19 protein-coding genes are annotated in these 21607 nt (G+C 65.4%); 4 read left to right on the top strand and 15 right to left on the bottom strand.

Features of this window, described 5'->3' with window-relative positions:
* Positions 1–321 precede the first annotated feature (321 nt).
* The 9 genes from R4P47_RS24400 to R4P47_RS24360 all read right to left on the bottom strand — a co-directional run bounded on the left by R4P47_RS24400 (position 322) and on the right by R4P47_RS24360 (position 8324).
* A complete protein-coding gene (locus R4P47_RS24400; RefSeq protein ID WP_094640895.1) occupies positions 322–519 on the bottom strand; it encodes a hypothetical protein in 198 nt (65 codons plus the stop codon).
* Positions 520–632: 113 nt separating this feature from the next.
* Complete coding sequence (locus R4P47_RS24395) at positions 633–1043, bottom strand: DUF2752 domain-containing protein (RefSeq protein WP_317786010.1); 411 nt, start codon at positions 1041–1043, stop codon at positions 633–635.
* 31 nt (positions 1044–1074) lie between these two features.
* Complete coding sequence (locus R4P47_RS24390) at positions 1075–1416, bottom strand: plastocyanin/azurin family copper-binding protein (RefSeq protein ID WP_269596638.1); 342 nt, start codon at positions 1414–1416, stop codon at positions 1075–1077.
* Between the two features lie 23 nt (positions 1417–1439).
* Positions 1440–2414 carry a HEAT repeat domain-containing protein gene (locus R4P47_RS24385; protein WP_411567388.1) on the bottom strand — a complete coding sequence of 325 codons (975 nt, stop codon included), beginning with the start codon at positions 2412–2414 and terminating at the stop codon, positions 1440–1442.
* Between the two features lie 9 nt (positions 2415–2423).
* Positions 2424–3050, bottom strand: coding sequence for a HEAT repeat domain-containing protein (locus tag R4P47_RS24380; protein WP_317786011.1), 627 nt, complete (start codon positions 3048–3050; stop codon positions 2424–2426).
* A gap of 34 nt (positions 3051–3084) precedes the next feature.
* On the bottom strand, positions 3085–5142 hold the full coding sequence (locus R4P47_RS24375) for an FUSC family protein (protein ID WP_317786009.1): 2058 nt from the start codon (positions 5140–5142) through the stop codon (positions 3085–3087).
* Positions 5143–5164: 22 nt separating this feature from the next.
* Positions 5165–6457: a GAF domain-containing protein gene (locus tag R4P47_RS24370; protein ID WP_068053582.1), complete on the bottom strand. Its 1293-nt coding sequence runs from the start codon at positions 6455–6457 to the stop codon at positions 5165–5167.
* Positions 6458–6501: 44 nt separating this feature from the next.
* Positions 6502–7269: an acetoin reductase gene (locus R4P47_RS24365; RefSeq protein ID WP_300521050.1), complete on the bottom strand. Its 768-nt coding sequence runs from the start codon at positions 7267–7269 to the stop codon at positions 6502–6504.
* Positions 7266–8324, bottom strand: coding sequence for a 2,3-butanediol dehydrogenase (locus tag R4P47_RS24360; protein ID WP_317549762.1), 1059 nt, complete (start codon positions 8322–8324; stop codon positions 7266–7268). The genes R4P47_RS24365 and R4P47_RS24360 overlap by 4 nt, the downstream gene beginning before the upstream one ends.
* Before the next feature lie 229 nt (positions 8325–8553).
* Here R4P47_RS24360 and R4P47_RS24355 point away from each other — a divergent pair, with 229 nt between their 5' ends.
* On the top strand, positions 8554–10395 hold the full coding sequence (locus tag R4P47_RS24355) for an NAD(P)/FAD-dependent oxidoreductase (protein ID WP_317786008.1): 1842 nt from the start codon (positions 8554–8556) through the stop codon (positions 10393–10395).
* Positions 10396–10459: 64 nt separating this feature from the next.
* Here the strand turns inward: R4P47_RS24355 and R4P47_RS24350 are convergent, their stop codons facing one another.
* From R4P47_RS24350 to R4P47_RS24340, 3 genes are all read right to left on the bottom strand, one after another.
* Positions 10460–11824: an NAD(P)/FAD-dependent oxidoreductase gene (locus R4P47_RS24350; RefSeq protein WP_317786007.1), complete on the bottom strand. Its 1365-nt coding sequence runs from the start codon at positions 11822–11824 to the stop codon at positions 10460–10462.
* A gap of 63 nt (positions 11825–11887) precedes the next feature.
* Positions 11888–13360 (bottom strand): carboxylesterase/lipase family protein, encoded by a 1473-nt coding sequence (locus R4P47_RS24345; RefSeq protein WP_411567387.1) that lies wholly within the window; start codon positions 13358–13360, stop codon positions 11888–11890.
* Positions 13361–13405: 45 nt separating this feature from the next.
* The gene (locus R4P47_RS24340; RefSeq protein ID WP_149406430.1) at positions 13406–14410 is read right to left on the bottom strand and encodes an aldo/keto reductase family protein; all 1005 of its coding nucleotides are present in this window, start codon (positions 14408–14410) and stop codon (positions 13406–13408) included.
* Between the two features lie 105 nt (positions 14411–14515).
* Between R4P47_RS24340 and R4P47_RS24335 the strand changes: the two genes are divergently transcribed.
* Positions 14516–16072: an amidase gene (locus R4P47_RS24335; RefSeq protein ID WP_317786005.1), complete on the top strand. Its 1557-nt coding sequence runs from the start codon at positions 14516–14518 to the stop codon at positions 16070–16072.
* A 76-nt stretch (positions 16073–16148) separates the two neighbouring features.
* Here the strand turns inward: R4P47_RS24335 and R4P47_RS24330 are convergent, their stop codons facing one another.
* Genes R4P47_RS24330 through R4P47_RS24320 form a run of 3 tightly spaced genes read right to left on the bottom strand, consistent with a single transcriptional unit; the run spans position 16149 to position 18455 of the window.
* The gene (locus R4P47_RS24330; RefSeq protein ID WP_317786004.1) at positions 16149–17387 is read right to left on the bottom strand and encodes a hypothetical protein; all 1239 of its coding nucleotides are present in this window, start codon (positions 17385–17387) and stop codon (positions 16149–16151) included.
* A gap of 7 nt (positions 17388–17394) precedes the next feature.
* Positions 17395–17859: a MarR family winged helix-turn-helix transcriptional regulator gene (locus R4P47_RS24325; RefSeq protein ID WP_317786003.1), complete on the bottom strand. Its 465-nt coding sequence runs from the start codon at positions 17857–17859 to the stop codon at positions 17395–17397.
* Positions 17856–18455 carry a DJ-1/PfpI family protein gene (locus R4P47_RS24320; RefSeq protein WP_317786002.1) on the bottom strand — a complete coding sequence of 200 codons (600 nt, stop codon included), beginning with the start codon at positions 18453–18455 and terminating at the stop codon, positions 17856–17858. Before R4P47_RS24320 ends, R4P47_RS24325 begins: the two co-directional genes overlap by 4 nt.
* Before the next feature lie 141 nt (positions 18456–18596).
* On the opposite strand from R4P47_RS24320, the gene R4P47_RS24315 reads away from it, so the two are divergent.
* Together R4P47_RS24315 and R4P47_RS24310 are read left to right on the top strand one after the other, a co-directional pair.
* Positions 18597–20216 (top strand): sigma-54-dependent Fis family transcriptional regulator, encoded by a 1620-nt coding sequence (locus R4P47_RS24315; protein WP_317786001.1) that lies wholly within the window; start codon positions 18597–18599, stop codon positions 20214–20216.
* Between the two features lie 142 nt (positions 20217–20358).
* Positions 20359–21468: an NDMA-dependent alcohol dehydrogenase gene (locus R4P47_RS24310; protein WP_068053551.1), complete on the top strand. Its 1110-nt coding sequence runs from the start codon at positions 20359–20361 to the stop codon at positions 21466–21468.
* The last annotated feature ends 139 nt before the right edge of the window (positions 21469–21607 follow it).

Genomic DNA, 21607 nt, shown 5'->3' with positions numbered 1-21607 from the left:
TACGAAGACGGTGGTGCTGACATCGGGTGGATTGTCGGTCATGCTGGACATGGCTATCCCTTCGTGGTGGTGGCCACCCACCGGCCGGGACGGCGGACAAGACTGTGATGGGACTCTTTGGACAGGCTCCTATGAAGTCACTTCGCCCACCGGTCGCGTGTGTCTACAGCGACAGAGGGTCGGGAACCGACACATCGTTTATAAGACAGTCCATCGGACGTCGGTCACATTGTGAGTCAGGCCCCGGCCCACTGCAGATATCCAGTATCAACCGGACATATCCATACTCACAGTCACATTGACTCCCCAGGGGCAGGGCGCTCAGGGCACCCAATGTCTCGCGGCGATGTCGTCGATCACCGGATCCCCGTCCTGCGCAGCATCGAGTGCTTCGAGGTCGTCGCGCAGTGCGTTCAAGCGTGGGTCATCGCCCTCGGCTTGTTCGGCAGCCGTGCCTCCGTCGTCGGCGAGTTGCGCGAGCAATTTCGCGCGGACGCGATCCTTCAGCGAGTCGCTCATTCGTCGTCACCCTTCTTGAAAACGCGGCGGGCCGTGGGGATGAGCGCGATGAGCACTCCCAACAGCACGATGATCGAGAAGATTTCCAGCAGCATGTCCAACTCCTAGTGGTTTCAGGTCGGGGCGATCGCGGAGCCCCACGGGGTGTTGCGCACCACGGTGAACACTGTGAGGACGGCGATCAGGACGACCACCGTGGGGCGGTTGAATCGCGGGAGTTCGAGCGGGCGTCCGGTCCACCGAGCGCGCAGCCACAGCGCCCACACTGCGAGTGCGCCGACGGCAACCACAACCGCAACGATATTGCTCGACGCGGCCGCGAAGATATCTCCGCGGGTGAGGTCACCGAGAGCCCGGGTCGTGCCGCATCCAGGGCACCACAATCCGGTCAGCGCGTGAAACGGGCAGGGAAGGTACGCCGAAGTGCGAGGGTCACGAACGTGCAGCAGCACTGCCCCACCGACAGCCGCAGCGGCCACACCGAGGGGTGCGGCGATGCTGCGCGATCGGGTGGGTGCCGTCATGACTACCAGTCCATCACGGTTCCAGCGTCCATCAGGGTTCAACGACGATCGTCGCCGTCATGTCCGGATGCGGGGTGCAGTGGTAGGTGAAGGTGCCCGCGGTATCGAAGGTGTGCGTGAACTGTCCGGTCTCCATCAATGCACTTCGGAACGAGTTGTCGTCGGCAACCACGTTGTGGGCCATGCCGCGGTCGGCGAACACCCAGGTGACGGTGTCCCCCACGGAGATCGTCAGCGACTTCGGCGAGTACATTCGATCGGCGACGGTCACCTGGTTCTCGGCAACGGGTTCGGCGGGTGCGGCCGGGGTGGTTGCGGTGGAGCAGGCAGTCAACATGATCATCGATGCCGCGAGCAGTCCGAAAGCCTTCATACCTCCGACGGTACCGAAGGTCTTCACTCCCTCCGGCCGAGGATGTACTGGGCCGTCAGTGCAATCGATCGCTCCGAATCCCGGGACAGTTCCTGCAGTGCCGCGAGCGCCGCCGAGCCCGGAATGCTCGCCAACGCCTGTGTCACTCGCTGTCGCACCACAGAGTCGTCGATGCCGTCCATCAACGCCGCCACGATCGAGTCGGCGGATCCCAGCACGCCCAGGGCATCCGCGGCATCCACATCGTTCGTGCCGTCGTGCACCATCGCGATCAGTGTCGGAACGGCGTCGACGACGCCTCGAGTCGCCAGTTCCAGTGCAGCGACCCGCCGGACCTGCTCGTCGTCGTGGACCAGCGACTCGGTCAGTAGTTCGGTGGCATCGGGGTGAGATATCTCGACGACGGTATCCACGGCGCGGCGTCGTACCTCGGGGTCCGAAGAATTCAGGCCCTCCTGCAGCGGCCCGATCGCGTCCCCACCCGACTGAGCGAGGGCCCACCGCAGTGCGCCGGCCACGTTGGTTGCGGGCTCGCGCAGCACCGCCTCGGCCAGGGCGTCTGCCGGAATGGGTCGATCTCCGACGGAGGACAGCGCCGCCGTCTGCCGCTTCCCTGCACTGACAGACCCGAGATCACTCAGCAGCGCCACGGTGTCGAGTACGTCCTCCCAGTCCGCCGGCCGCGGGTCGCCAATGCGACGCAACCGCGTGAGCAACTCGGTATCCCGAGCGATGCGTTCCTCGGTTCGGGCGGCGAGCTCGTCGACGAGTCCCGAGGCCGCAAAACTCGGGTCGTCGAGCGCACGCCCGACGTCGTGCAACGACAACCCGAGCGAACGCAGAGACTCGACGTGGAACAGGCGCCGAACATCATCCGGGGAGTACTCGCGGTAGCCGGTGCCGCTACGCGAGGTCGGGCGCACGAGTCCGAGCCTGTCGTAGTGCCGGAGCATGCGCGCACTGACCCCGGACCGCCGCGCCACTTCACCGATCAACATCGTCCTATCTCACCCCGCCGTGTCGACTACGCCAAGGGCATCGGCGCGTTTGGCCTCGAACACGGCGAACCCGGCATCCGGGTCCAGCAGCAGCGCCTCGGTTGCTCGCGCGTGAGCACGAACAGCAGCATCCTTGCTCGACGCGGCCTCCCGCAGCATCGGCTCGATCACCGACCCCAGTGCCACCAGAGCGCGGCTCAGACTTCGCTGGACGTCGTGCCCACCTCGGCCGAGTTGGGTGGACAGCATTGTCGCCAATGCTGATTCACTTCCTGCCGGCACCAGAACCACTGCGGCTCGCCATGCGCTTCGGGCCACTTCGTCGTCCGGATCAACAAGCACGGAAGAGGTGATCGCCTCCCACGCCGACTCGTCCTTGATTTTCGACAACGTGTGTAGCGCCTGACTGCGAGCCTGCGGACCGCCCGATCTCACCTCCTCGATCAACCGCGGAACCGTCGCCGACGCGGGAAGCCGAATCAGCGCCCACGTCAACATCTCTCGCACCTGAAAATCCGGTTCGACGGCGCAGCGCTGCACCAGCGCGTCGAGAAACTGCAGGTTCGGCGTGGTGCCGATATCGAGCGCGGCTCGAAGCCGAACCGAAGAAGCGTGGTGCCGAAGTAGTTCGTTCATGGCCGTCAGCCAAGACCTTGTCACGATGTGAGGGTCAACCCCGAGTCAACACATCGGCGAGTGTTCGGTTCATCGTGTTCAGTGCGCGCACCGCACCCCGCAGCGGACCGGGCGCGTTGGTGGAGGTGAGCAGCACATCCAATACCGTTGTCTCGGTGATCTTCTCCGGCGGCTCGACGTGATTTCCGGCAACGGCTGCCTCCACGTGACGCACAGTGTCGCGCACCAGGGCCGCCGCGTCGCGCAGTGCCTGGGCAGTCTCGGCCGTCGGAGCCGTTCCCGCGTCGGCGCGGGAGGCCAGCACACCCGCGCGGGCCAGAGCATGAGCCGATCGGCCGCTGACTGCCAGCACTCGCAACAGTCGTTTCGCGCCTCGCCTGCTGCGGGTCGTCGGCCCGAGCACCAGCGGCTTTCCGGCCGTCACTACATCCTTCAAGGCATTGTCGAGCGTGCGCGTCGACGCCACCAGGTCGGTCCCTTCGCCCGGAGCGATGACCGATTCCACGCTCGATTCGATCAACGTATCCAACTGCTTGAGATACGTATCGACCTTGTCCACCAACGTCTTTCGAGTACTCGTCGAGAAGATGAAGTAGGCGGAGACCATACCGACCACGCCGCCGACGGCGGTCTCGACGATCCGAAGCTCGAGCACCTCGATACTGAAGGTGCCCAGTAGCCCGTAGAGCATCGCGAGCAGAATGGTGACGAAGAACGACAGCAGCGCATACGCCACCGTCACCAGATAGAACGCGAAGAAGACACAGACGACGATCAGCACCAACTGCAGGGGTTGATTGTTGCCCACCAGTGCGGCGATCACCACCCCGGCGAGCACACCCGCGATGGTCCCGAGGACGCGTTGGCCTGCGCGCGTGAGGATTTCGCCCCGCGTCGACGCCCCCGTGAACACCAGAAACGCCGTCAGTACGGCCCAGTACCAACGGTCGGGTGAGACCAGTTCGCCGAGTACGGTCGCCGCGCTGGTGGCGACGGCGACCTGGATGGCGGCCTTGGTGCTGGGGTCGAGTCCGCTCGGCGTGTCCTTCACCGCCGCCTCGGACGGCTCCACAGCGGCGGTCGCCGACACCGAGACGGCATTGGTGGTGATGTGATGAATAGCGATGTGCGCCTGCACAGCTCGCTGCGCCGAGACCGTAGCGATCCCCGCCAGGGTGGACGGGTCGGCGCGCTCGGCAGCCTTGGACGCCAACCGACGGGCCGCACGCAGCTGCTCCGCGGACGGTGTGTTCTGCAGAACCGACCCCAGTGCCGTTGTCGCCTGCCCCAGTGATGTCGGCCAGGGTTTCGCGGGATCCAGAGCCCACAGTGAGCTGACGAGCTGCTCGGTGGCGATCTGGGCGTCGAACACGCGGAGCGACAGATCGGTGCTCGTGACGCTGAGCAGTTGCCCGGCATCGTGTCGGTCGAGCCAGTCGTCGATCAGCAGCGCCGTGTTGCCGAGTCGGTCGAGTCTGCGGCGCACCAGGTTCAGGTCGCGGCTTTCCCCTGCCGACGCCGCCTCGAGCACCGACACCGAGACCGCCCGCATGGCGAACAGCAACCGACGAACCTCCACGATCGGCCGATCCGGGAAGATGACCGCTCGCACGAACAGGGCGATCACCAAGCCGCCGAGGATCGCCGCGATGAGCATCGGCAGCTGTCCCGGGCTCGCGCGCAGGAACAGCGCGAAGAAGTACGAGATGAACGAGACCATGCCCAGCGCCGTGCCGCGCGGGCCGAAACGGCGCACCCACACGGCCGTGAACAACACCGCGATGAATCCGACGTCGGCGACCTTGCCGAGCTCGGAGAGCAGCGCCGCCAACGTCACTGCCGCCGAGGCCGGCAACGCCATCAGTGAGGTGGTGACCAGCCGACTGTGCTGGTCCTTGTCCTTCACCGCCGCCGATGCCTGCATCGCCACGACGGTTCCGAGCATCGCCACCGTCACCGGCTGCCCGATGGCGCGCGTGATCAGCACCAGCGTCACCATCGCCAGCAATACCGTCAGCGTCGTCGCCGACGCACCGCGCAGCCGTACCTGTCCCGGATCCGAGGCGTCGAGGATTCGGGCGAGGCGGTTCATTCCCCCGATTCTGCGCTACGGCTCAACCCCGTGCCGCCCGGATCGCCGGGGCCGACGAATGCGGCAGCAATCGGCTCATGTCCGATGGCATGACCAGTTCGACGGTCGCGGATTCGTCCAGTCGGTACGGCTGCGTGGAGATGATGCCAGCGAGGTGTTTGCGCAGCCGCGACATCTCGGCCCGCACGGTGATGGCACGTCCGTCGTCGCCGAACAGATCGGCGGCCATTTGCGACGCGGTTCGCCCCTGCCGATGCGTGGCGAGAAGGTACAAAATTTCGGCGTGCCGGGGCGTCGGCTCGTGGGTCCACTCCCCCACCTCGCTGCGCACTTCGATGCGAGGTTTCTGCGAATTGCGTAGGTCGATGCGAATTCTCGTCGATCCGACATCGGCGACGCCGGAATCCATCGTGCTGGTGGGTCGGACGAGCCAGCCACCGGGCAGGGGCTCGAAGTCGCACACGCCGAGGGTCGGCAGCCAGAAGCGTCCGGTCGCCAGATCCTCGGGCAACAGGATGCGATTACGCAGCGCCACCGATTCGACAGCCGCGACCCAACCGTTCGCGTCCACCGCGAGGGCCGGGGACTGCAGGCGCGCGAGCATCGGTGCGGCCACCGAACGCAGTCGATCGAGGGTGCTCCGATGAAGTTCCCGCAGTTGAGATTCCGCCAACCGTGCGACGGCGTCGACGAGTGCGATGGTGGTGGGGTGGACCGTCTTCGCCGGGCCGCTGACGTCGATGGCTCCCAGCACCTGGCCGGTTCGCGGATCACGGATGGGCGCACCGGCGCACGTCCACGAATGGTGGCTGCGCACATAGTGTTCGGCCGAGAAGATCTGCACCGCGCGCCGGGAGACCAGCGCGGTGCCGATGGCATTGGTGCCCACCGAGTCCTCGGCCCAGTTGGCACCCTCCACGAAGCCGAGGTCGTCGGCGCGGTCGAGTACCGCCGTCGATCCGCTGCGCCACAGCACCCGGCCGTGCCGATCGGCGACGACGAGGATGTTGTCGCCGTCCTGCACCACCGATTCCAGGCCGCGGGCCAAATCGTCGAGGATGTCGAACAGCCCCGATTCCCGACGGCTCAGCTCGAGATCGGAGACGTCCATCTGTGTCTCGGCGGGGTTGCCCAGTTCCGGGTCGATGCCCAGGGTCTGCAGCCGTCGCCACGAGTCCCCGATGACCTCGCGGGGACGTGCAGGCGACTTGCCGCCGGTCATGGTCGCGTCGTACACGGCAGTGAGAATTTGCGCGTAGCGGCGCGGGTCTTCGCCGGCCGCCAGCGCAGGTTCAGGACCTGTCGACTGCGTCATCACAGTCAATTGTGCTCCAGCTCACAGATCGACATCAACGGGGGTTACCGATAGACCAGACCGCCGTCGATCAACGGTGCCTGGCCGGTCATGTAGTCCGAGTCGGGCCCGGCGAGGTACGAGACGAACGCCGCGACATCCTCGGGGGTCTGCGCGCGACCGAGGGCGATGCCGCCGACGAATTTGTCGTAGGTCTCGCCTTCCGCTGCGCCCGTCAGCTCGGCGAAACGCTTGTCGATGGTGACCCACATATCGGTGCCCACCACGCCGGGGCAGTACGCGTTGACGGTGATCCCCTCGGCCGCGTATTCCTTCGCTGCGGCCTGAGTCAGAGCGCGAACGGCGAATTTCGTTGCGCTGTAGACCCCGAGCATCGCGAACCCGTCGTGACCGGCGATCGACGACGCGTTGACGATCTTGCCCTTCTGACCGAGAGACCTGAATTTTGCTGCGGCAGCTTGAATTCCCCACAGCACACCGTCGACGTTGACGGCCCAGATCTTCTTCGTGTCGTCGGGGCGCACATCGTCGAGCGGGGCAACCTGCGCGATGCCCGCGTTGTTGACGATGACGTCGAACCCGCCGAGCGCCTCGTGCGTGTGTTCTACGGCGGCGAACACCTGGTCGCGGTCGCTGACGTCGGCCACGAATGTCGTTGCTTTCGAGCCGGTTTCACGTACCTCATCGGCGACGCCGGCGATCTTGTCCTCGGCCAGGTCCACCAGGGCGATGTCGTGTCCGTCGTTCGCCAACCGCAACGCGATGGCCCGGCCGATACCCTGGCCGGCACCGGTCACCAACACCGCGCTCATGACGCTGCTCCGGTGGATGGGTCTACGAGGACCTTCATCTTGGTGCCCGCGTGCAGCGCCTCGAACCCGTCGTCGATGACGCCGTCGAGCGTGATCTTGTCGACCCAGCCCGTCGTGTCGTAGTGGCCCTGGCTCATCAGATCGATGACGGCCTCGTAGTCGGCGGAGGTGTAGCAGAGCGACCCCTGAATCCGGGATTCGTTCATCACCAACTTCTGCAGCGGTGTGGTCAGGGGCTTTTCGTAGATCGCGACGCTGACCAGTGGCTTTCGCGCACCGATGCATCCGAGCGCTGTCTCGACGGCCGGTTGAACGCCTGCCGCGTCGTAGATCGCATCGGCTCCGTTGCCGTCGGTGAGATCGGCGATGAAGGCGGGGACGTCGACAGCCGTCGGGTCCAGGGTCTTCGCGCCCAGGGCTTCGATCGATGCTCGACGCGTCGGCGATGGTTCGACGACGTACACGTTCTCGACGCCCTTGCCGCGCAGCGCGAACCACAGTCCGATGCCGATGGGACCGGCCCCGAACACCATCGCGGTGTCGTCGGGCTTCGGATCCCCCAGTGTCGCAGCGTGATAGGCGACCGACATCGGCTCGACGAGCGCACCGAGTTCGAGGGAGACGTTGTCGGGCAAGGCATGAATCATGTCTGTGGGCACCACGGTGTACTCGGCCATTCCGCCGTCGGACATCAGTCCGTGGAAGCCGATCTGCGCGCAGATGTTGTAGTTGCCCGCGCGGCACGGGCCGCAGTGCCCGCAGCGGTAGAGCGGCTCGATGGCGACGCGGTCGCCCACGTTGATGCCGGTGACACCCTTGCCGAGTTCGGTGACCGTGCCCGAGAACTCGTGGCCCAGCACCAGCGGCATCTCCTGACCGGTCAGCGGATGCGGCGAGGTGGGGATGAAGATGGGGCCGGCGTAGTACTCGTGCAAGTCGGTTCCGCAGATTCCGTTGAACCCGACTTGGATCTTGACCTGCCCTTCACCTGGATTAGGCTCGGGTACGTCGGTGATCTCCACCTTGTTGGGGCCGTAGTACACAGCTGCGCGCATCGTTTCACTCCTGATCGTCGGATGCACTCATGTCTATGTGACGCCGACCACTTCGGACAGGGTTGCAGCGCGTTGCAGTCACTGCCCTCGAAATCGGGTGCATTCGACCGCGCTGAGCGCGGTCAGCTGCACCGGATTCGCACTGCAACCCCCTGCAACTCTCGACCACCCACCCCTGAAGGAGTGTGCTGGGTCACACAGAAGGTCCCGCACACCGCTAGGAGTTTTGATGACCCAGACCATCGAGCCGGTCGACATCGCCCGCACCCACACCCCGCAGGAACGGGTCGACGCCTGGCTGTCGGAGTTCGAGCAGGCGCTGGTCGCACGCGACATTCCTCGCGTTGCCGGCATGTTCGCCGTCGGCAGCTTCTGGCGCGATCTCGTCACCTTCACCTGGAATCTGAAGACGGTGGAGGGACGCGACGGCGTGTCCGACATGCTCTCCGAGCGGCTCGACGACACCGATCCGACGGGTTTCCGCACCACCGAGACTCCCGACGAGGCAGACGGCGTCGTCTCGGCGTGGATCGAGTTCGAGACCGCGACCAGCCGCGGCAAGGGTCACCTGCGGCTGACCGTCGACGCCGATACCGGCCAGGACGTCGCGTGGACGCTGCTGACCACGATGCAGGAGCTCAAGGGGCACGAGGAGCGGCAGGGAAAGTCCCGCATCAAGGGCGCGGTGCACGGCTCGAATGCCGATACCCAGAACTGGGCGGAGAAGAAGGAGATCGAGGAGAAGGAACTCGGCTACAGCGTGCAGCCGTACGCCCTCGTCGTCGGCGGAGGCCAGGGCGGTATCGCTCTCGGCGCTCGGTTCCGTCAGCTCGGTGTGCCTGCGATCGTCGTCGACCGTGCCGAGCGCCCCGGCGACCAGTGGCGCGGCCGCTACAAGTCCCTGTGCCTGCACGACCCGGTCTGGTACGACCACCTGCCGTACCTGCCGTTCCCGCCGAACTGGCCGGTGTTCGCGCCGAAGGACAAGATCGGCGACTGGCTCGAGATGTACACCAAGGTCATGGAGGTCCCCTACTGGACCAAGACCACCGCGAAGTCCGCTACCTACGACGAGGTGGCGAAGGAGTGGACGGTCGTCGTGGACCGCGACGGCGAAGAAGTGATCCTGCGGCCCAAGCAGCTGGTGATGGCCACCGGAATGTCCGGCAAGAAGAACGTGCCGAACTTCCCCGGCATGGACGAATTCAAGGGTGAGCAGCACCATTCCAGCGAACACCCCGGCCCCGACGCGTATGTCGGCAAGCGCGTCGTGGTGGTCGGTTCCAACAACTCCGCGCACGACATCTGCAAGGCGCTGTACGAGACGGGCGTCGACGTGACCATGCTGCAGCGCTCGTCCACGCACATCGTCAAGTCCGATTCTCTGTGTGAGATCGCGCTGGGTGATCTGTACTCCGAGCGGGCCGTCGAGTCCGGGATGACCACGGGCAAGGCCGATCTCACGTTCGCGTCGTTGCCGTACCGGATCATGCACGAGTTCCAGATTCCGGTGTATCAGCAGATCGCGGAGCAGGACAAGGACTTCTACGATCGGCTGGAGAAGGCCGGCTTCCAGCTCGATTTCGGTGACGACGGGTCCGGGCTGTTCATGAAGTACCTGCGCCGCGGCTCGGGCTACTACATCGACGTCGGCGCATCCGAGCTGGTCGCGGACGGCAAGATCAAACTCGTTGCCGGGCAGGTGGATCGGATCAGCAAGACCGGCGTCGTGCTCGACGACGGCACCGAACTGCCTGCCGATCTGATCGTCTACGCCACCGGCTACGGCTCGATGAACGGCTGGGTGGCAGACCTCATCGATCAGGAGACCGCGGACAAGGTCGGCAAATGCTGGGGCCTCGGCTCGGACACCACCAAGGATCCCGGTCCATGGGAGGGCGAGCAGCGCAACATGTGGAAGCCGACGCAGCAGGAGAACTTCTGGTTTCACGGCGGCAATCTGCACCAGTCACGCCACTACTCGCTCTACCTCGCGCTGCAGATCAAGGCGCGCTACGAGGGCATCGACACCCCGGTCTACGGATTGCAGGAAGTGCATCACCTGAGGTGACCCATGTGCACGGAACTTCGTAGCCTGCTACGAAGTTCCGTGCACGTGCATGTGTGCGCAGCACTCACTCGTACAGATCGATTGCCTGAGCTTTCTTGATCAGCGCGTCCTCGGATCGCACCTGGGCCAGGTTGACGACGCGGGTCGGCAGCACCGAGGAGTACAGCCAGTCCGTTGCCACCCGCACTCGCGCGGACACCGTCGGCAAGGCGTACAGGTGATAACCGCGCGCGACGAACTTCGCCACTGGGCCGGTCAGCGGTATGCCCAGAGGCTTTGCCACACCGTCGAATCCGCCGAGATCGGCGACGAGACCCAGATCCTTGTGCTTGTACGGACGTGCCTGCCCGACGCCCATCGACGCCGCCACATTCTGTGCGACGGCGACGCCTTGGCGCTGGGCGTGCTGCGCCGTCGGCGGTGTCGGCTTCGACGGGTCGGCGGCGAGGTCGGGGACTGCCGCCGCGTCGCCGATCGCCCAGACATCCGTTACCCCAGGCACGGTCATGTCCGCGCCCACCACCAGGCGGCCGCGGTCGGTGGGCAGACCCAGCCGTGCGATGAGCGGACTCGCGGCGACGCCCGCTCCCCACACCAGAGTTCGGGACGGGATCACCTCGTCGTCGGTGAGCGTCACCGACGTTGCGGTGGCCGATGCCACCGACACCCCCAGCCGGACGTCGACACCTCGCTCGGCGAGCACGGCGAGCGCTTCCTTGCCCAGTCGCGCGCCGAGTTCCGGCAGCACCACGTCGGCCACGTCGACCAGCACCCAGCGCACCTCGTCCGGGTCGACGCTCGCCCAACGGGATGCAATGCCTTTGACCCAATTCTGCATCTGGGCAACGAATTCGGTGCCCGTGTAGCCGGCCCCCACGGCCACCACCGTCAGCCGCTCGGCTCGCTCGCTCCGGCCTTCCGGGGTGTCCGGCAGAGCATCGGCTGCGTCGAGTTGCGCGAGCACATGGTTGCGGATGTAGACGGCTTCACTCAGCGTCTTGAGCCCGTACGCATGCTCGTCGACACCGGGGATGTCGAACTGCTTGGTCACCGACCCGGGCGCGAGTATCAGCTTGTCCCACTCGAGCGTCGAGTCGCCGTCGGGGCCGATCACCGTCAGCTCGCGCGCGTCGAAATCGACGGTCGTGACGTGACCGAGCACCAACTTGACGCGCGGCAGCGCCTGGCGGGTCGAGACGGCGATGTCCCGCGGATCCAGAACGCCGGTGGCGACCTCGGGTAGCAGCGGACTGTAGAGCAGGTAGTCGGTGGGGGCCACCAACGTCAGCACGGCGCGATCGGGCCCCAGCAGCTTCGCCAGCCGCTGCAAGGCGTTGAAGCCGCCGAAGCCCCCACCGACCACCACGACGCGAGCAGGCCTCGCGGGGACCGGAGAACTCGTACCGAAACCAGGAAGGAATCTGCGCATATCCGAGATTAACCCGCCGGTGAGCCACCCCGCAGACGACGTTCGGAGGTTGCCGAGAGAAGGTCAGCGAACCCCGTCCCACACTGCGCGGGTTGCCGGCCTCGGGTCGAGGGAGACGCCCGGCTCGGTGCCGAACATCATCACGGCCCGGTCGGTGCCGTACCGGTCCCAGCCCGGAGAGCCGTCGCGCACGAAATCGACCCAGGCACGGTGCATCTGGTCGGCCACCTGCTGCGGCGGATTCGGTCCCGTGATGCGGGCGGTCTCGGGCTTGTGCAGCATGTCGAACACGAACGGGATCTCGAGCGCATGGCAGGCTCCGAGTGCACCGTCGAACAGCGTTGAGTGCCAGGTGAATTCGTAAACGAACGCGTTTCCGGAACGGGCCTCGACCAGGCGTGTGGCCGGGATGCGGAAGAACCAGTCGGTCATGACGGCGATCATCAGCTCGCCCGCCGAGGCGTCGGGCAGCTGCTCGCGGTACCGGTCCAGCGCCGATGCATCGGCTCGGTACCCGGCGAGAACCATCGTCACGTAGTCCTCGGTGATGTGCGGAACGAGGCCGGCGGGCACGATGAAGAACGCGTGCTCCTCACTGGTGGTTCCGATCAACACATCCACCTGTGTGCCCGCACCGTCGCTGATACGCGAAATGGGCAGCGCCGGAACGACATCGCCGTCGACGTACGGCTCGAAGGCCATGACGTTCAGGGCCAGCTCACCCCACGCCCCGGTCGGGGCCTCGGCGGTGATCCGATCGGACAGTTCACGTTGAGCGTCGACCAACGCGTCCACCGACACCGAAGCAAATCCGTCGACCGTTGCCTCGACACCGAGCGCGGACGCCAATGCTGCGGAGACCTTTCCTGCGGTCTCGGCGGCAATGACATGGTGCCCGGCTCCGCTCTGCAGAATTGCCCGCTGGAAGAGTCCCTCGGCCCGGGGCATCGACATCAAGGTGCCGACGCTCATCGCGCCCGCGGATTCACCGGCGATGGTCACCTGAGCCGGGTCACCGCCGTAGGCAGCGATGTGGTCGCGGACCCATTCGAGAGCCGCGACCTGGTCCAGCATCCCGCGGTTGGCCGGGGCACCGTCGATCAGTGCGAAGCCGTCGACTCCGAGTCGGTAGTTGATCACCACGGCCACGACGCCGTCCCGGGCGAACGCGGAACCGTCGTACGTGGGAATCGCGTTGCTGCCGTTGACGAATGCGCCGCCGTGGATCCAGACGAACACCGGTGCCGAGCCGCCGACATCGGGGGTGAAGACGTTGACGTTCAGGCAGTCCTCGCCTGGCACCACCGGCTCGCTGAGGATCTCACTGGTCGGCGGCCGGTAGCCCACCTTGGGAACAGTGGCCCCGAGCTCGAGCGCGTCGCGCACTCCGTCCCAGGTAGGCGGCTGTGACGGTGCCTGGAATCGACGGGGGCCGAACGGGGCCTCGGCGTACGGCACCCCGAGGAACGAGGTGATGCCTGCGTCGGTCCGACCGCGAACCTGGCCCTGAGGTGTATCGACGGTGATCATGTCCATACGTCCTTATTACCCTGTTCGCCTCGGACCGACGCCGGCAGGCGGTCAGACCAGACGTGCTTCCGGCGAGCCCGTCTTTCCCGCGTCACGCTCGACCGAATCGCCGAGCGCATCGTCGATCTTCGCGAGCACGTCGGCGTCGAGGGTGACCTCGGAGGCCTTGATGTTCTCGGCGATCTGCTCGGGGCGGGAGGCACCGACGAGTGCGGCGGCGATGTTGTCGTTGGCCAGCACCCACGCAACAGCCAACTGCGCCATGGTGATTCCCAGATCGTCAGCAATGGGCTTGAGCTGCTGCACCCGGGTGAGCGTCTGATCGTCGAGGTAGCGCGCGATCATCTTGTCGCCGCCCTTGTCGTCCTTGGCGCGCGAACCGTCGGGCAGAGGTTGACCGGGGAGGTACTTGCCGGTGAGCACACCCTGGGCGATGGGCGACCAGACGATCTGCGAGATGCCCAATTCCTTCGACGCGGGGATCACCTGATCTTCGATGACGCGCCACAGGGCCGAGTACTGCGGCTGGTTCGAGATGATCGAGAACCCGTTCTGGCGGGCGAGTTCCTGACCGGCGCGGAGCTGGTCGGCGGTCCATTCGGAGACGCCGATGTAGAGCGCCTTGCCCTGGCGGACGACGTCACCGAATGCGGCGATGGTCTCTTCGAGCGGAGTTTCGACGTCGTAGCGATGGGCCTGGTACAGGTCGACGTAGTCGGTGCCGAGCCGACGCAGCGACGCGTCGATGCCTTCGAGGATGTGCTTGCGCGAGAGTCCGGTGTCGTTGGGGCCCTTGGGTCCGACCGGGAAGTAGACCTTGGTGAAGATCTCCAGCGATTCCCGACGCTCGCCTTTCAGCGCGTCGCCCAGGACGGTCTCGGCTGCTCCGTTGGCGTAGACGTCGGCGGTGTCGAACGTGGTGATGCCGGCATCGAGGGCGGCACGCACGCACTGGGTGGCGATGTCGTTCTCCACCTGCGATCCGTGGGTCAACCAGTTGCCGTACGTGATCTCCGAAATCTTCAGTCCACTGTTTCCGAGGTATCTGTAAGCCATACCGAAAACGGTACTCCCCGGCGAAGCTCCGACTCCGAGTGTCACGCGGTCCGAATTTACTGATGTGTAACAGCGTGTGCATACGGCGTCGTTAGCGTCGTTACCGTGTCCATCAAAGACCGCAGGGGCGTCCTCGTACTGATCACGGCTCTCACGCTCAGCGCCGTCGGCTGTCAATCGAACAGCACTCCCGACAACGAGTCCGAACTCCCGTTGCAGGGACTCGGCGTCGACGATCTTCGGTCACGCTTGGAGTCGGGTCAGTACACCAGCGCGGATATCACTCGAACGTATCTGGACCGGATCGAGAAGTACGACGACTCGGGCCCGACGCCGCTGCATGCTGTTGTCGACGTCAATGCCGACGCTCTGGCCGAGGCGGGCACGTTGGACGACGAGCGCGCGGCGGGAACGATACGGGGCCCGCTGCACGGTATTCCGGTGTTGATCAAGAGCAACATCGGAAGTTCGGAACTTGCCGCGACGGCGGGAAACGTCAACCTGAGTTCGTTTCGCCCCGTCGAGGACTCCCCGGTGGTTCGCAACCTGCGAGAGTCGGGCGCAATCATCCTCGGAACCACCAACATGTCCGAATTCGCCTGGCATGGAACGTTCACCAAGAGTTCCCTCGAAGGTACAACCGCGAACATTTTCGACCGTGAGTTCAGCGCAAGCGGTTCCAGTGGCGGAAGCGCAGTAGCCGTGGCGGCGGGGTTCGCCCCGATCGCCTTGGGTACGGACACCTGCGGCTCGGTGGTCGGGCCGGCCGCCCACGCCGGGCTGGTGGGTTTTCGCCCGAGTCACGATGCGATCAGCAGGGACGGCGTCGTCCCCCTGTCTCTTTCGCAGGACGTGGTCGGGCCGATCGGGCACTCGGTCGCCGACGCAGCCGCGGTGGCCGATCTGACCAGTGGCAACGACAACGGATGGTCCGACTCCGCAGCAGCAGTGGACCTGACATCGGTAACGGCCGCGTACCTCACCTGGCCGTTCGATGCCCGTGGGGCTGATCCGGACAGTCCCGACCAGGCCGTGCGGCCCCAGATCCGTAGCGGCTCGGATGCGGCCGTCGAGGCACTCGCTCAATCGGGACCGCAGTTGGTCGAACTACCCGAGCTGAACGAGGAGTTCGCCACCGACGTTCTGACCGACAGTGGCTACAAGGATGCACGGCCATCCATCGACCAGTTTCTCAGCTCGACGGACGCCGCCTACCACCCCGAGGTCGCCGCGAGGGCTCTCCCGTCGGATGCTTTGACTTTCGAGGATGTGACCGAAGGCAGTGCGCTGGAAGCAGACACGATCACCGAATGGTTGGAGGCACCCTCGTTGCCCAACCCGGCGCAGGATGCGACCCTCGCAAAACAACAGGCGGGAACGCAGGCGCTGACCGACCTCATGGCCGCACAGAATGTCGACGTCCTCATCTACCCGACGACGCCGGAAACCGCATCAGCGGAGTGGGCGGGCACGGCGGCGTGCGGTATCAGCGCGAACACCGGTGCACCCTCGGTACAGATCCCGATCGGTAGCACGACGAGCGGCTTGCCTTACGGTCTGACCGTCGCGGCCGCGCCTGGACAAGATGCCGTCGCTCTCGCCGTTGCGGCAGCCCTCGAAGCCGCCGTCGACGCCGACATACCGGCTCCGGCACTGCCGTAGCCCGCTCGAAAATCTGGGCCGCGACAACGTTCGAGAGGACAGATACCATTATCTCAGAACAGGTTTCGCGTGTCGTTTACCCCGGAATCCGGTAGCGGTCGAGGGCCCACATCCCGACGCCTGCGAGCGCGACGGCGGCACATGCACCGCCTGTCGAGAGCCACAGTTCGACGCGGGGCCAGGACGTGTCCGCCAGTGCAGAGGTCAGTGGTGTGTACGACGTCCATCCGTAGGTGACGACCATCGGCACCGTGATCGCCGCCGGGATTGCGAGGCCGAGGGTCGACGGCGCCGGTGCGGCCGGTGTGCACGCCACGTACAGGTACGCTGCGGCGGCCGGAAAGACGATCAGGGTCGCGACGTAGTGAACGTTGTCCAGCGGCGGCTGCTCGAACAGTGCCGTCACGCAGACCACCGCCAGAACTGCGACGCCGATCAACGGACGTCCCCAACGCAATCCGAGCGCGGTGCCGGCTGCCACCGAGACTGCGGTGAGTGCAACCATTCCCAGTACCCAGCCCCTGTCCGAGGCACTGATTCCCACCCCCGCGGTGGTGGTCGAGGTGAGCAACACCGCCGTTCCGGCGAGGACCATGACGCCGCTGCGGCCCGGTAGCAGGCCGGCCGCCGCAAACAACACGGGTACTACGAGGAGTCCGAGATACCAGTGGCCGCCGAACCCATACAGGCTCTGGAACATGCTGAACACGAACACCATATTGAGCAGCAGCCCACCGATCGCCACCAGCAGTATCGCCCCGACTGTTCGCCTGCTGCGTTCGGGCGGCGCATAGTCGTCACTGCGGTCGACTCCAGCCGCCCAGGCCACGGCCAGCACAACCAGCAAGCACAGCACCAGAACGACCACCGGTGTGCCCATGTCGGATTCGGTGAGGTAGTCGGCGTAGCGCCGGGGAATTGCGCTGTGCTGTAACGCCTCTACTGCACCCACACTGAGCAGCCCGAGCAGAAACGATGTCGTCAGCAGTGCCTGCCGAACCCGCGTGCTACTCGCCTGTACTGCACTGCATCCCAACAGGACTCCGCCTGCCATCACCTCGGCGAAATCGGACGAGAACAGCAGTGCCGATCCCCCGATGACAACTGCAGCGGCGATGGACAGTCCGGCGAGCATGCTGCGCCGACGAACGACCATCGCCGTACCCGACGCAAGGATCAGCGCGACCGCGACTCCCCCACCGCCACTGGAGAGCAACAGCCCGCCGACGCTGGTGTCGCCGAGGATGTCGATGCCGTCCGATTGCATCGACAACCCAGCCAGCAATCCGGTCAGCAGTACCCCGAGCGCAACCATGCCCGAATTATGCACTGCCGCCGCGATAGTCCCTGGATGCCGAAAGGATCTTCTCCAGAGTTGCCGCAAAGGCCTTCAGCTCACTCTCGCCCACGGCGGCTCCCACGGCATCGGACCATGCATGTTGCGCATCCCGCAGCTCGGCAACGGTGTCGCGTCCCTTGGCGGTGGGTTCCAACAGCTTCGCGCGCTTGTGGTTCGGGTTGTCGACGTACACGGCCCACCCTTTGTCCACCAACAGGTTTGCGGTTCTTTGCACGCTCTGTCGCGCCAACCCCAGTCCGACGCGTCGCGCGATGTCGGCTACCGAGAGCGGCTCGTCCAAGGTGGCTCCGAGAACCTGCCACCACGCCGGGGTCAGACCCGTCGGCTCGGTGATGTCCTGTGCGGCGGCGAGGAATTCACCGTTGAGCTCGAAGACGGGCAGGACCAGCGCAGTCAGCGCATCCCCGTCGGGGGTGCGTTGCTTCATGCGCCCGCCAGCTGGTCGTAGTACTTGCGTTCCCCCGTCGTGTAGAGGCCGTACCAGGCGTCGACCACGGGTTGCGGAAACACGTTCAACCGCTCGAACACGAGCTTCGCGAACTCCAACGGGTTCACGCCGCCTGCGGTGATCACGGTGCCGTCGGACACTGCCTTCTCGTCGCGGTAGTACTCCGAACCATGGTATTCGATTGCCTGCGTGAGGAACTCGGCGGCATTGGAGGTATGTGGCCGGTCGTCGAGCAGTCCGGTTCGGGCCAAACCCATTGTTGCGCCGCAGATCGCCGCGACCGGAGTTCCCGCCCCAACCAGTTCGGCGGCGAGCTTCAGTACCGTGTCGTGACCGGAGTCCCAACTGGGCGCGCCGGGCAGAATCAATGCGTCGAGTGCCGGCAGATCCGCCAAGCCGACGTCCGGAGTAATTCGCAATCCTCCCATCGTCGTGACGGCCTCCCCTGTCTCGGATGCAACGATCAGCCGATTGGCGTCGGGGTCTTGTTCACGAGCCATGGCCAGCCCGGCGGTGAGGTACCCGTACTCCCAGTCGGCCATGGTGTCGGTGGCGTACAGAGCGATCGTTGTCATCTCGAACCTCCAGAATTTCGACAGTGTGCTGTCATTGTGCGGATATGACAGCACACTGTCAATACATCACTGCCCGATCGGGCAGGTTCCGTCGAAACGTGCGTCGAGCGGAGCAGTCGGCGATACCGTCGTATGACGACCATGCGCCGGCCGACGGAGGTGCGCGAGATGCCCAGCGGTGCCGAGAAGCTCCGAGATTCCATTGCCAAGTCCTGGCAACGGTCGGCGCAGAGCGGTCTCGCACCGGCGGACACTCTGGAGCAGGCGAGCCTGCGTGACGTCGACCGTCGTAGCCGCCTCCTCGCCGCGGCAAATCCCATCCTCGATCGGATGGAGAGCGTGCTCCACGGCTCCGGGTACTGCGTCCTGCTCGCGGACCGTGACGCCCGGCTGGTCGATCTCCGTTTCGGAACCCATTCGCTACGAGATGCGGTGTCCTCCATGGGCGCGGTCGTCGGCCGCTCGTTCACCGAACAAGCGTCGGGCACCAATTCGATCTCGACGAGTTTCGAGATGCGCGCGCCGTGCGCTGTGCACGCCGAGGAGCACTACATCGAGTCGATGAAAACCTTCGGCTGCTACGGCCACCCCCTGATCCACCCTGTCACCCGCCGCATCGAGGGCGTCCTCGACATCACCTTCCTGGCCTCCGACGACAACCCGTTGCTCCAACCGATGCTCGTCCATGCCGCACAGGACATTCAGGGCAGGCTCCTCGAAGAGACGCGTTCGGGCGAACAACGACTCTTCCAGGCTTTTCAGTACGCATCCTCACAGCGCCGCGGTGCACCCGTCATCGCGATAGCCGACGAGATTCTTCTCGAAAACACCAGCGCTGCAGCAATAGTGGACACAGTCGACCACTCCGCGCTGCGCTCGCTCACCGACGATGCGGTCCGGCGCAGCGGCGTCGTACAGGATGTGATTCTCAATTCCGGACTGCATGCAACCGTGCGCTGGGAACGTCCGGTGTCGGCCGCGGGCATCGTCATCGAGATCGATCCGCACGACACCGTGCGTACACCACCACCGGCACCGAAGACACGAAAGCCTTTGTGCGTCAACGGTGAACCCGGCACCGGAAAATCGACCACCCTGGCCCGCTGGACAGCAACGACGTCACCACGCTGGTTCGACGCGTCGGATCTGGTGACGACGACTGCGGCCGAGTGGTTGGCAGGCGTCGAGCATCAGGTCCGGGCCGCACACGATGTCGTGGTCGAGAACGTGCACTTCCTCACCGGCCCGGTGGCGAGCCGGCTGCATTCGATTCTGTCGTCCGCTCCCGGGTGGTACGCGCTGTCGAGTTCGGCCACCGACTCTGCCGAACTCGAACATCGCCAACTTCTGTCACTGTGCGCCGAGACCATCGAGTTGGCCCCGTTGCGCTCTCGCCGACACGAGATTCCGGACCTGGTCCGCGCCATCATGGCCGAGCTCGAGTCCCGCGCGCATTTCACCCCAGCAGCGTTGTCGGCGTTGATCGACTACGACTGGCCCGGCAACATCGGCGAACTCCGGGCCGAGGTCACCGAGGCCGCGTCGCGCAGATCCGTCGGAGATATCACCGAACGGGAACTGGTCCGGCCGCGCAAGAAAGCGTCGACCACACGGATGAGCACCCTCGACACCGCGATGCGCGACGCCATCGTGCACGAGTTGGCACAGCAGGGCGGCAACAAACGCACGACGGCGGAGAGCCTGGGGATCAGTCGAACCACGCTGTACAAGCGGATGCGCGAGTTCGGCATCCTCGGCTGAGGTTGTCCACTTTCTGAACACTCACCGCCCGTGATCGGGGTCACAATTCCATGCATGGATGCGCGCCCGGCAATACGAGAGCAGCGGCACCGTCGGACACGCCACATCCATCGACCGCTGAATCGACGTCAGGAGAAGCTCCGTGAAGACCAAAGCAGCAGTACTGTTCGAGCCACACAAGCCGTTCGAGATCATCGAACTGGACATGGACGGCCCCGGCCCCGGTGAAGTCCTGATCAAGTACGTGGCCGCAGGACTGTGCCATTCGGATCTACATCTGCTCGACGGCGACCTGCCACCGCGCTTCCCCATCGTCGGCGGCCACGAGGGTTCCGGCATCATCGAAGAAGTCGGTCCCGGCGTCACCAAGGTCAAGCCCGGCGATCATGTCGTCTGTTCCTTCATCCCGAACTGCGGCACCTGCCGCTACTGCTCCACCGGCCGACAGAACCTGTGCGACATGGGCGCAACGATCCTCGAAGGCTGCATGCCCGACGGCACGTTCCGTCGCCGCGACAGCAAGGGCACCGAGTTCGGAGCGATGTGCATGCTCGGCACCTTCTCCGAACGCGCCACCATCTCGCAGCACTCCGTCGTCAAGATCGACGACTGGTTGCCCTTGGAGACAGCAGTTCTCGTGGGCTGCGGCGTTCCGTCCGGCTGGGGTACTGCGGTATACGCGGGTGGTGTACGCGCGGGCGACTCGGTGATCATCTACGGCATCGGCGGACTCGGCATCAATGCCGTTCAGGGAGCGGTGCATTCGGGCGCGAAGCATGTACTCGTCGTGGATCCGCTCGAGTTCAAGCGCAACCAGGCACTGAAGTTCGGGGCAACTCACGCGTTCGCGGACTACGCGTCGGCGCAGGAGAAGTTGACCGAACTCACCTGGGGTCAGGGAGCGGACCAGGCTCTGATCCTGGTCGGAACCGTCGACGAGGAGGTCGTGCAAGCCGCGACCGCAGCAATCGGTAAGGGCGGCACCGTCGTCATCACCGGGCTCGCCGATCCCGAGAAGCTGACGGTGCACGTGTCCGGCACGGATCTGACGTTGAATCAGAAGACGATCAAGGGCACGCTCTTCGGGTCCGCGAATCCGCAGTACGACATCGTGCGCCTGCTACGCCTGTACGACGCCGGGCAACTCAAGCTCGACGAACTCATCACCTCGACCTACTCCTTGGAGCAGGTCAACGAGGGCTACCAGGACCTACGCGACGGCAAGAACATGCGCGGGGTGATTCACTTCTGAAACACGCTGCGGCAGTGGTGGGGGGGGGGGGGGGGGGGGGGGGGGGGGCCGCCCCCCCCCGGCGGGCCCCGACACCCCCCAGACGCGTGGGCACACGGGGCCGGCTCACCCCACCCCAGGGCCACACCCCCCCCGCCCC

It is taken from the genome of Rhodococcus sp. IEGM 1370 (genome assembly GCF_033142325.1).
Lineage (GTDB): Bacteria > Actinomycetota > Actinomycetes > Mycobacteriales > Mycobacteriaceae > Rhodococcoides.
The sequence above is the reverse complement of the archived record's forward strand: the minus strand, read 5'-3'. Positions and strand labels throughout refer to the sequence as shown.

Coding starts and splice junctions, on each gene's coding strand:
- R4P47_RS24400 (WP_094640895.1), bottom strand. CDS start 519: ATGAGCGACTCGCTGAAGGATCGCGTCCGCGCGAAATTGCTCGCGCAA.
- R4P47_RS24395 (WP_317786010.1), bottom strand. CDS start 1,043: ATGACGGCACCCACCCGATCGCGCAGCATCGCCGCACCCCTCGGTGTG.
- R4P47_RS24390 (WP_269596638.1), bottom strand. CDS start 1,416: ATGAAGGCTTTCGGACTGCTCGCGGCATCGATGATCATGTTGACTGCC.
- R4P47_RS24385 (WP_411567388.1), bottom strand. CDS start 2,414: ATGTTGATCGGTGAAGTGGCGCGGCGGTCCGGGGTCAGTGCGCGCATG.
- R4P47_RS24380 (WP_317786011.1), bottom strand. CDS start 3,050: ATGAACGAACTACTTCGGCACCACGCTTCTTCGGTTCGGCTTCGAGCC.
- R4P47_RS24375 (WP_317786009.1), bottom strand. CDS start 5,142: ATGAACCGCCTCGCCCGAATCCTCGACGCCTCGGATCCGGGACAGGTA.
- R4P47_RS24370 (WP_068053582.1), bottom strand. CDS start 6,457: ATGACGCAGTCGACAGGTCCTGAACCTGCGCTGGCGGCCGGCGAAGAC.
- R4P47_RS24365 (WP_300521050.1), bottom strand. CDS start 7,269: ATGAGCGCGGTGTTGGTGACCGGTGCCGGCCAGGGTATCGGCCGGGCC.
- R4P47_RS24360 (WP_317549762.1), bottom strand. CDS start 8,324: ATGCGCGCAGCTGTGTACTACGGCCCCAACAAGGTGGAGATCACCGAC.
- R4P47_RS24355 (WP_317786008.1), top strand. CDS start 8,554: ATGACCCAGACCATCGAGCCGGTCGACATCGCCCGCACCCACACCCCG.
- R4P47_RS24350 (WP_317786007.1), bottom strand. CDS start 11,824: ATGCGCAGATTCCTTCCTGGTTTCGGTACGAGTTCTCCGGTCCCCGCG.
- R4P47_RS24345 (WP_411567387.1), bottom strand. CDS start 13,360: ATGGACATGATCACCGTCGATACACCTCAGGGCCAGGTTCGCGGTCGG.
- R4P47_RS24340 (WP_149406430.1), bottom strand. CDS start 14,410: ATGGCTTACAGATACCTCGGAAACAGTGGACTGAAGATTTCGGAGATC.
- R4P47_RS24330 (WP_317786004.1), bottom strand. CDS start 17,387: ATGGTTGCGCTCGGGGTACTGCTGACCGGATTGCTGGCTGGGTTGTCG.
- R4P47_RS24325 (WP_317786003.1), bottom strand. CDS start 17,859: ATGAAGCAACGCACCCCCGACGGGGATGCGCTGACTGCGCTGGTCCTG.
- R4P47_RS24320 (WP_317786002.1), bottom strand. CDS start 18,455: ATGACAACGATCGCTCTGTACGCCACCGACACCATGGCCGACTGGGAG.
- R4P47_RS24315 (WP_317786001.1), top strand. CDS start 18,597: ATGCGCCGGCCGACGGAGGTGCGCGAGATGCCCAGCGGTGCCGAGAAG.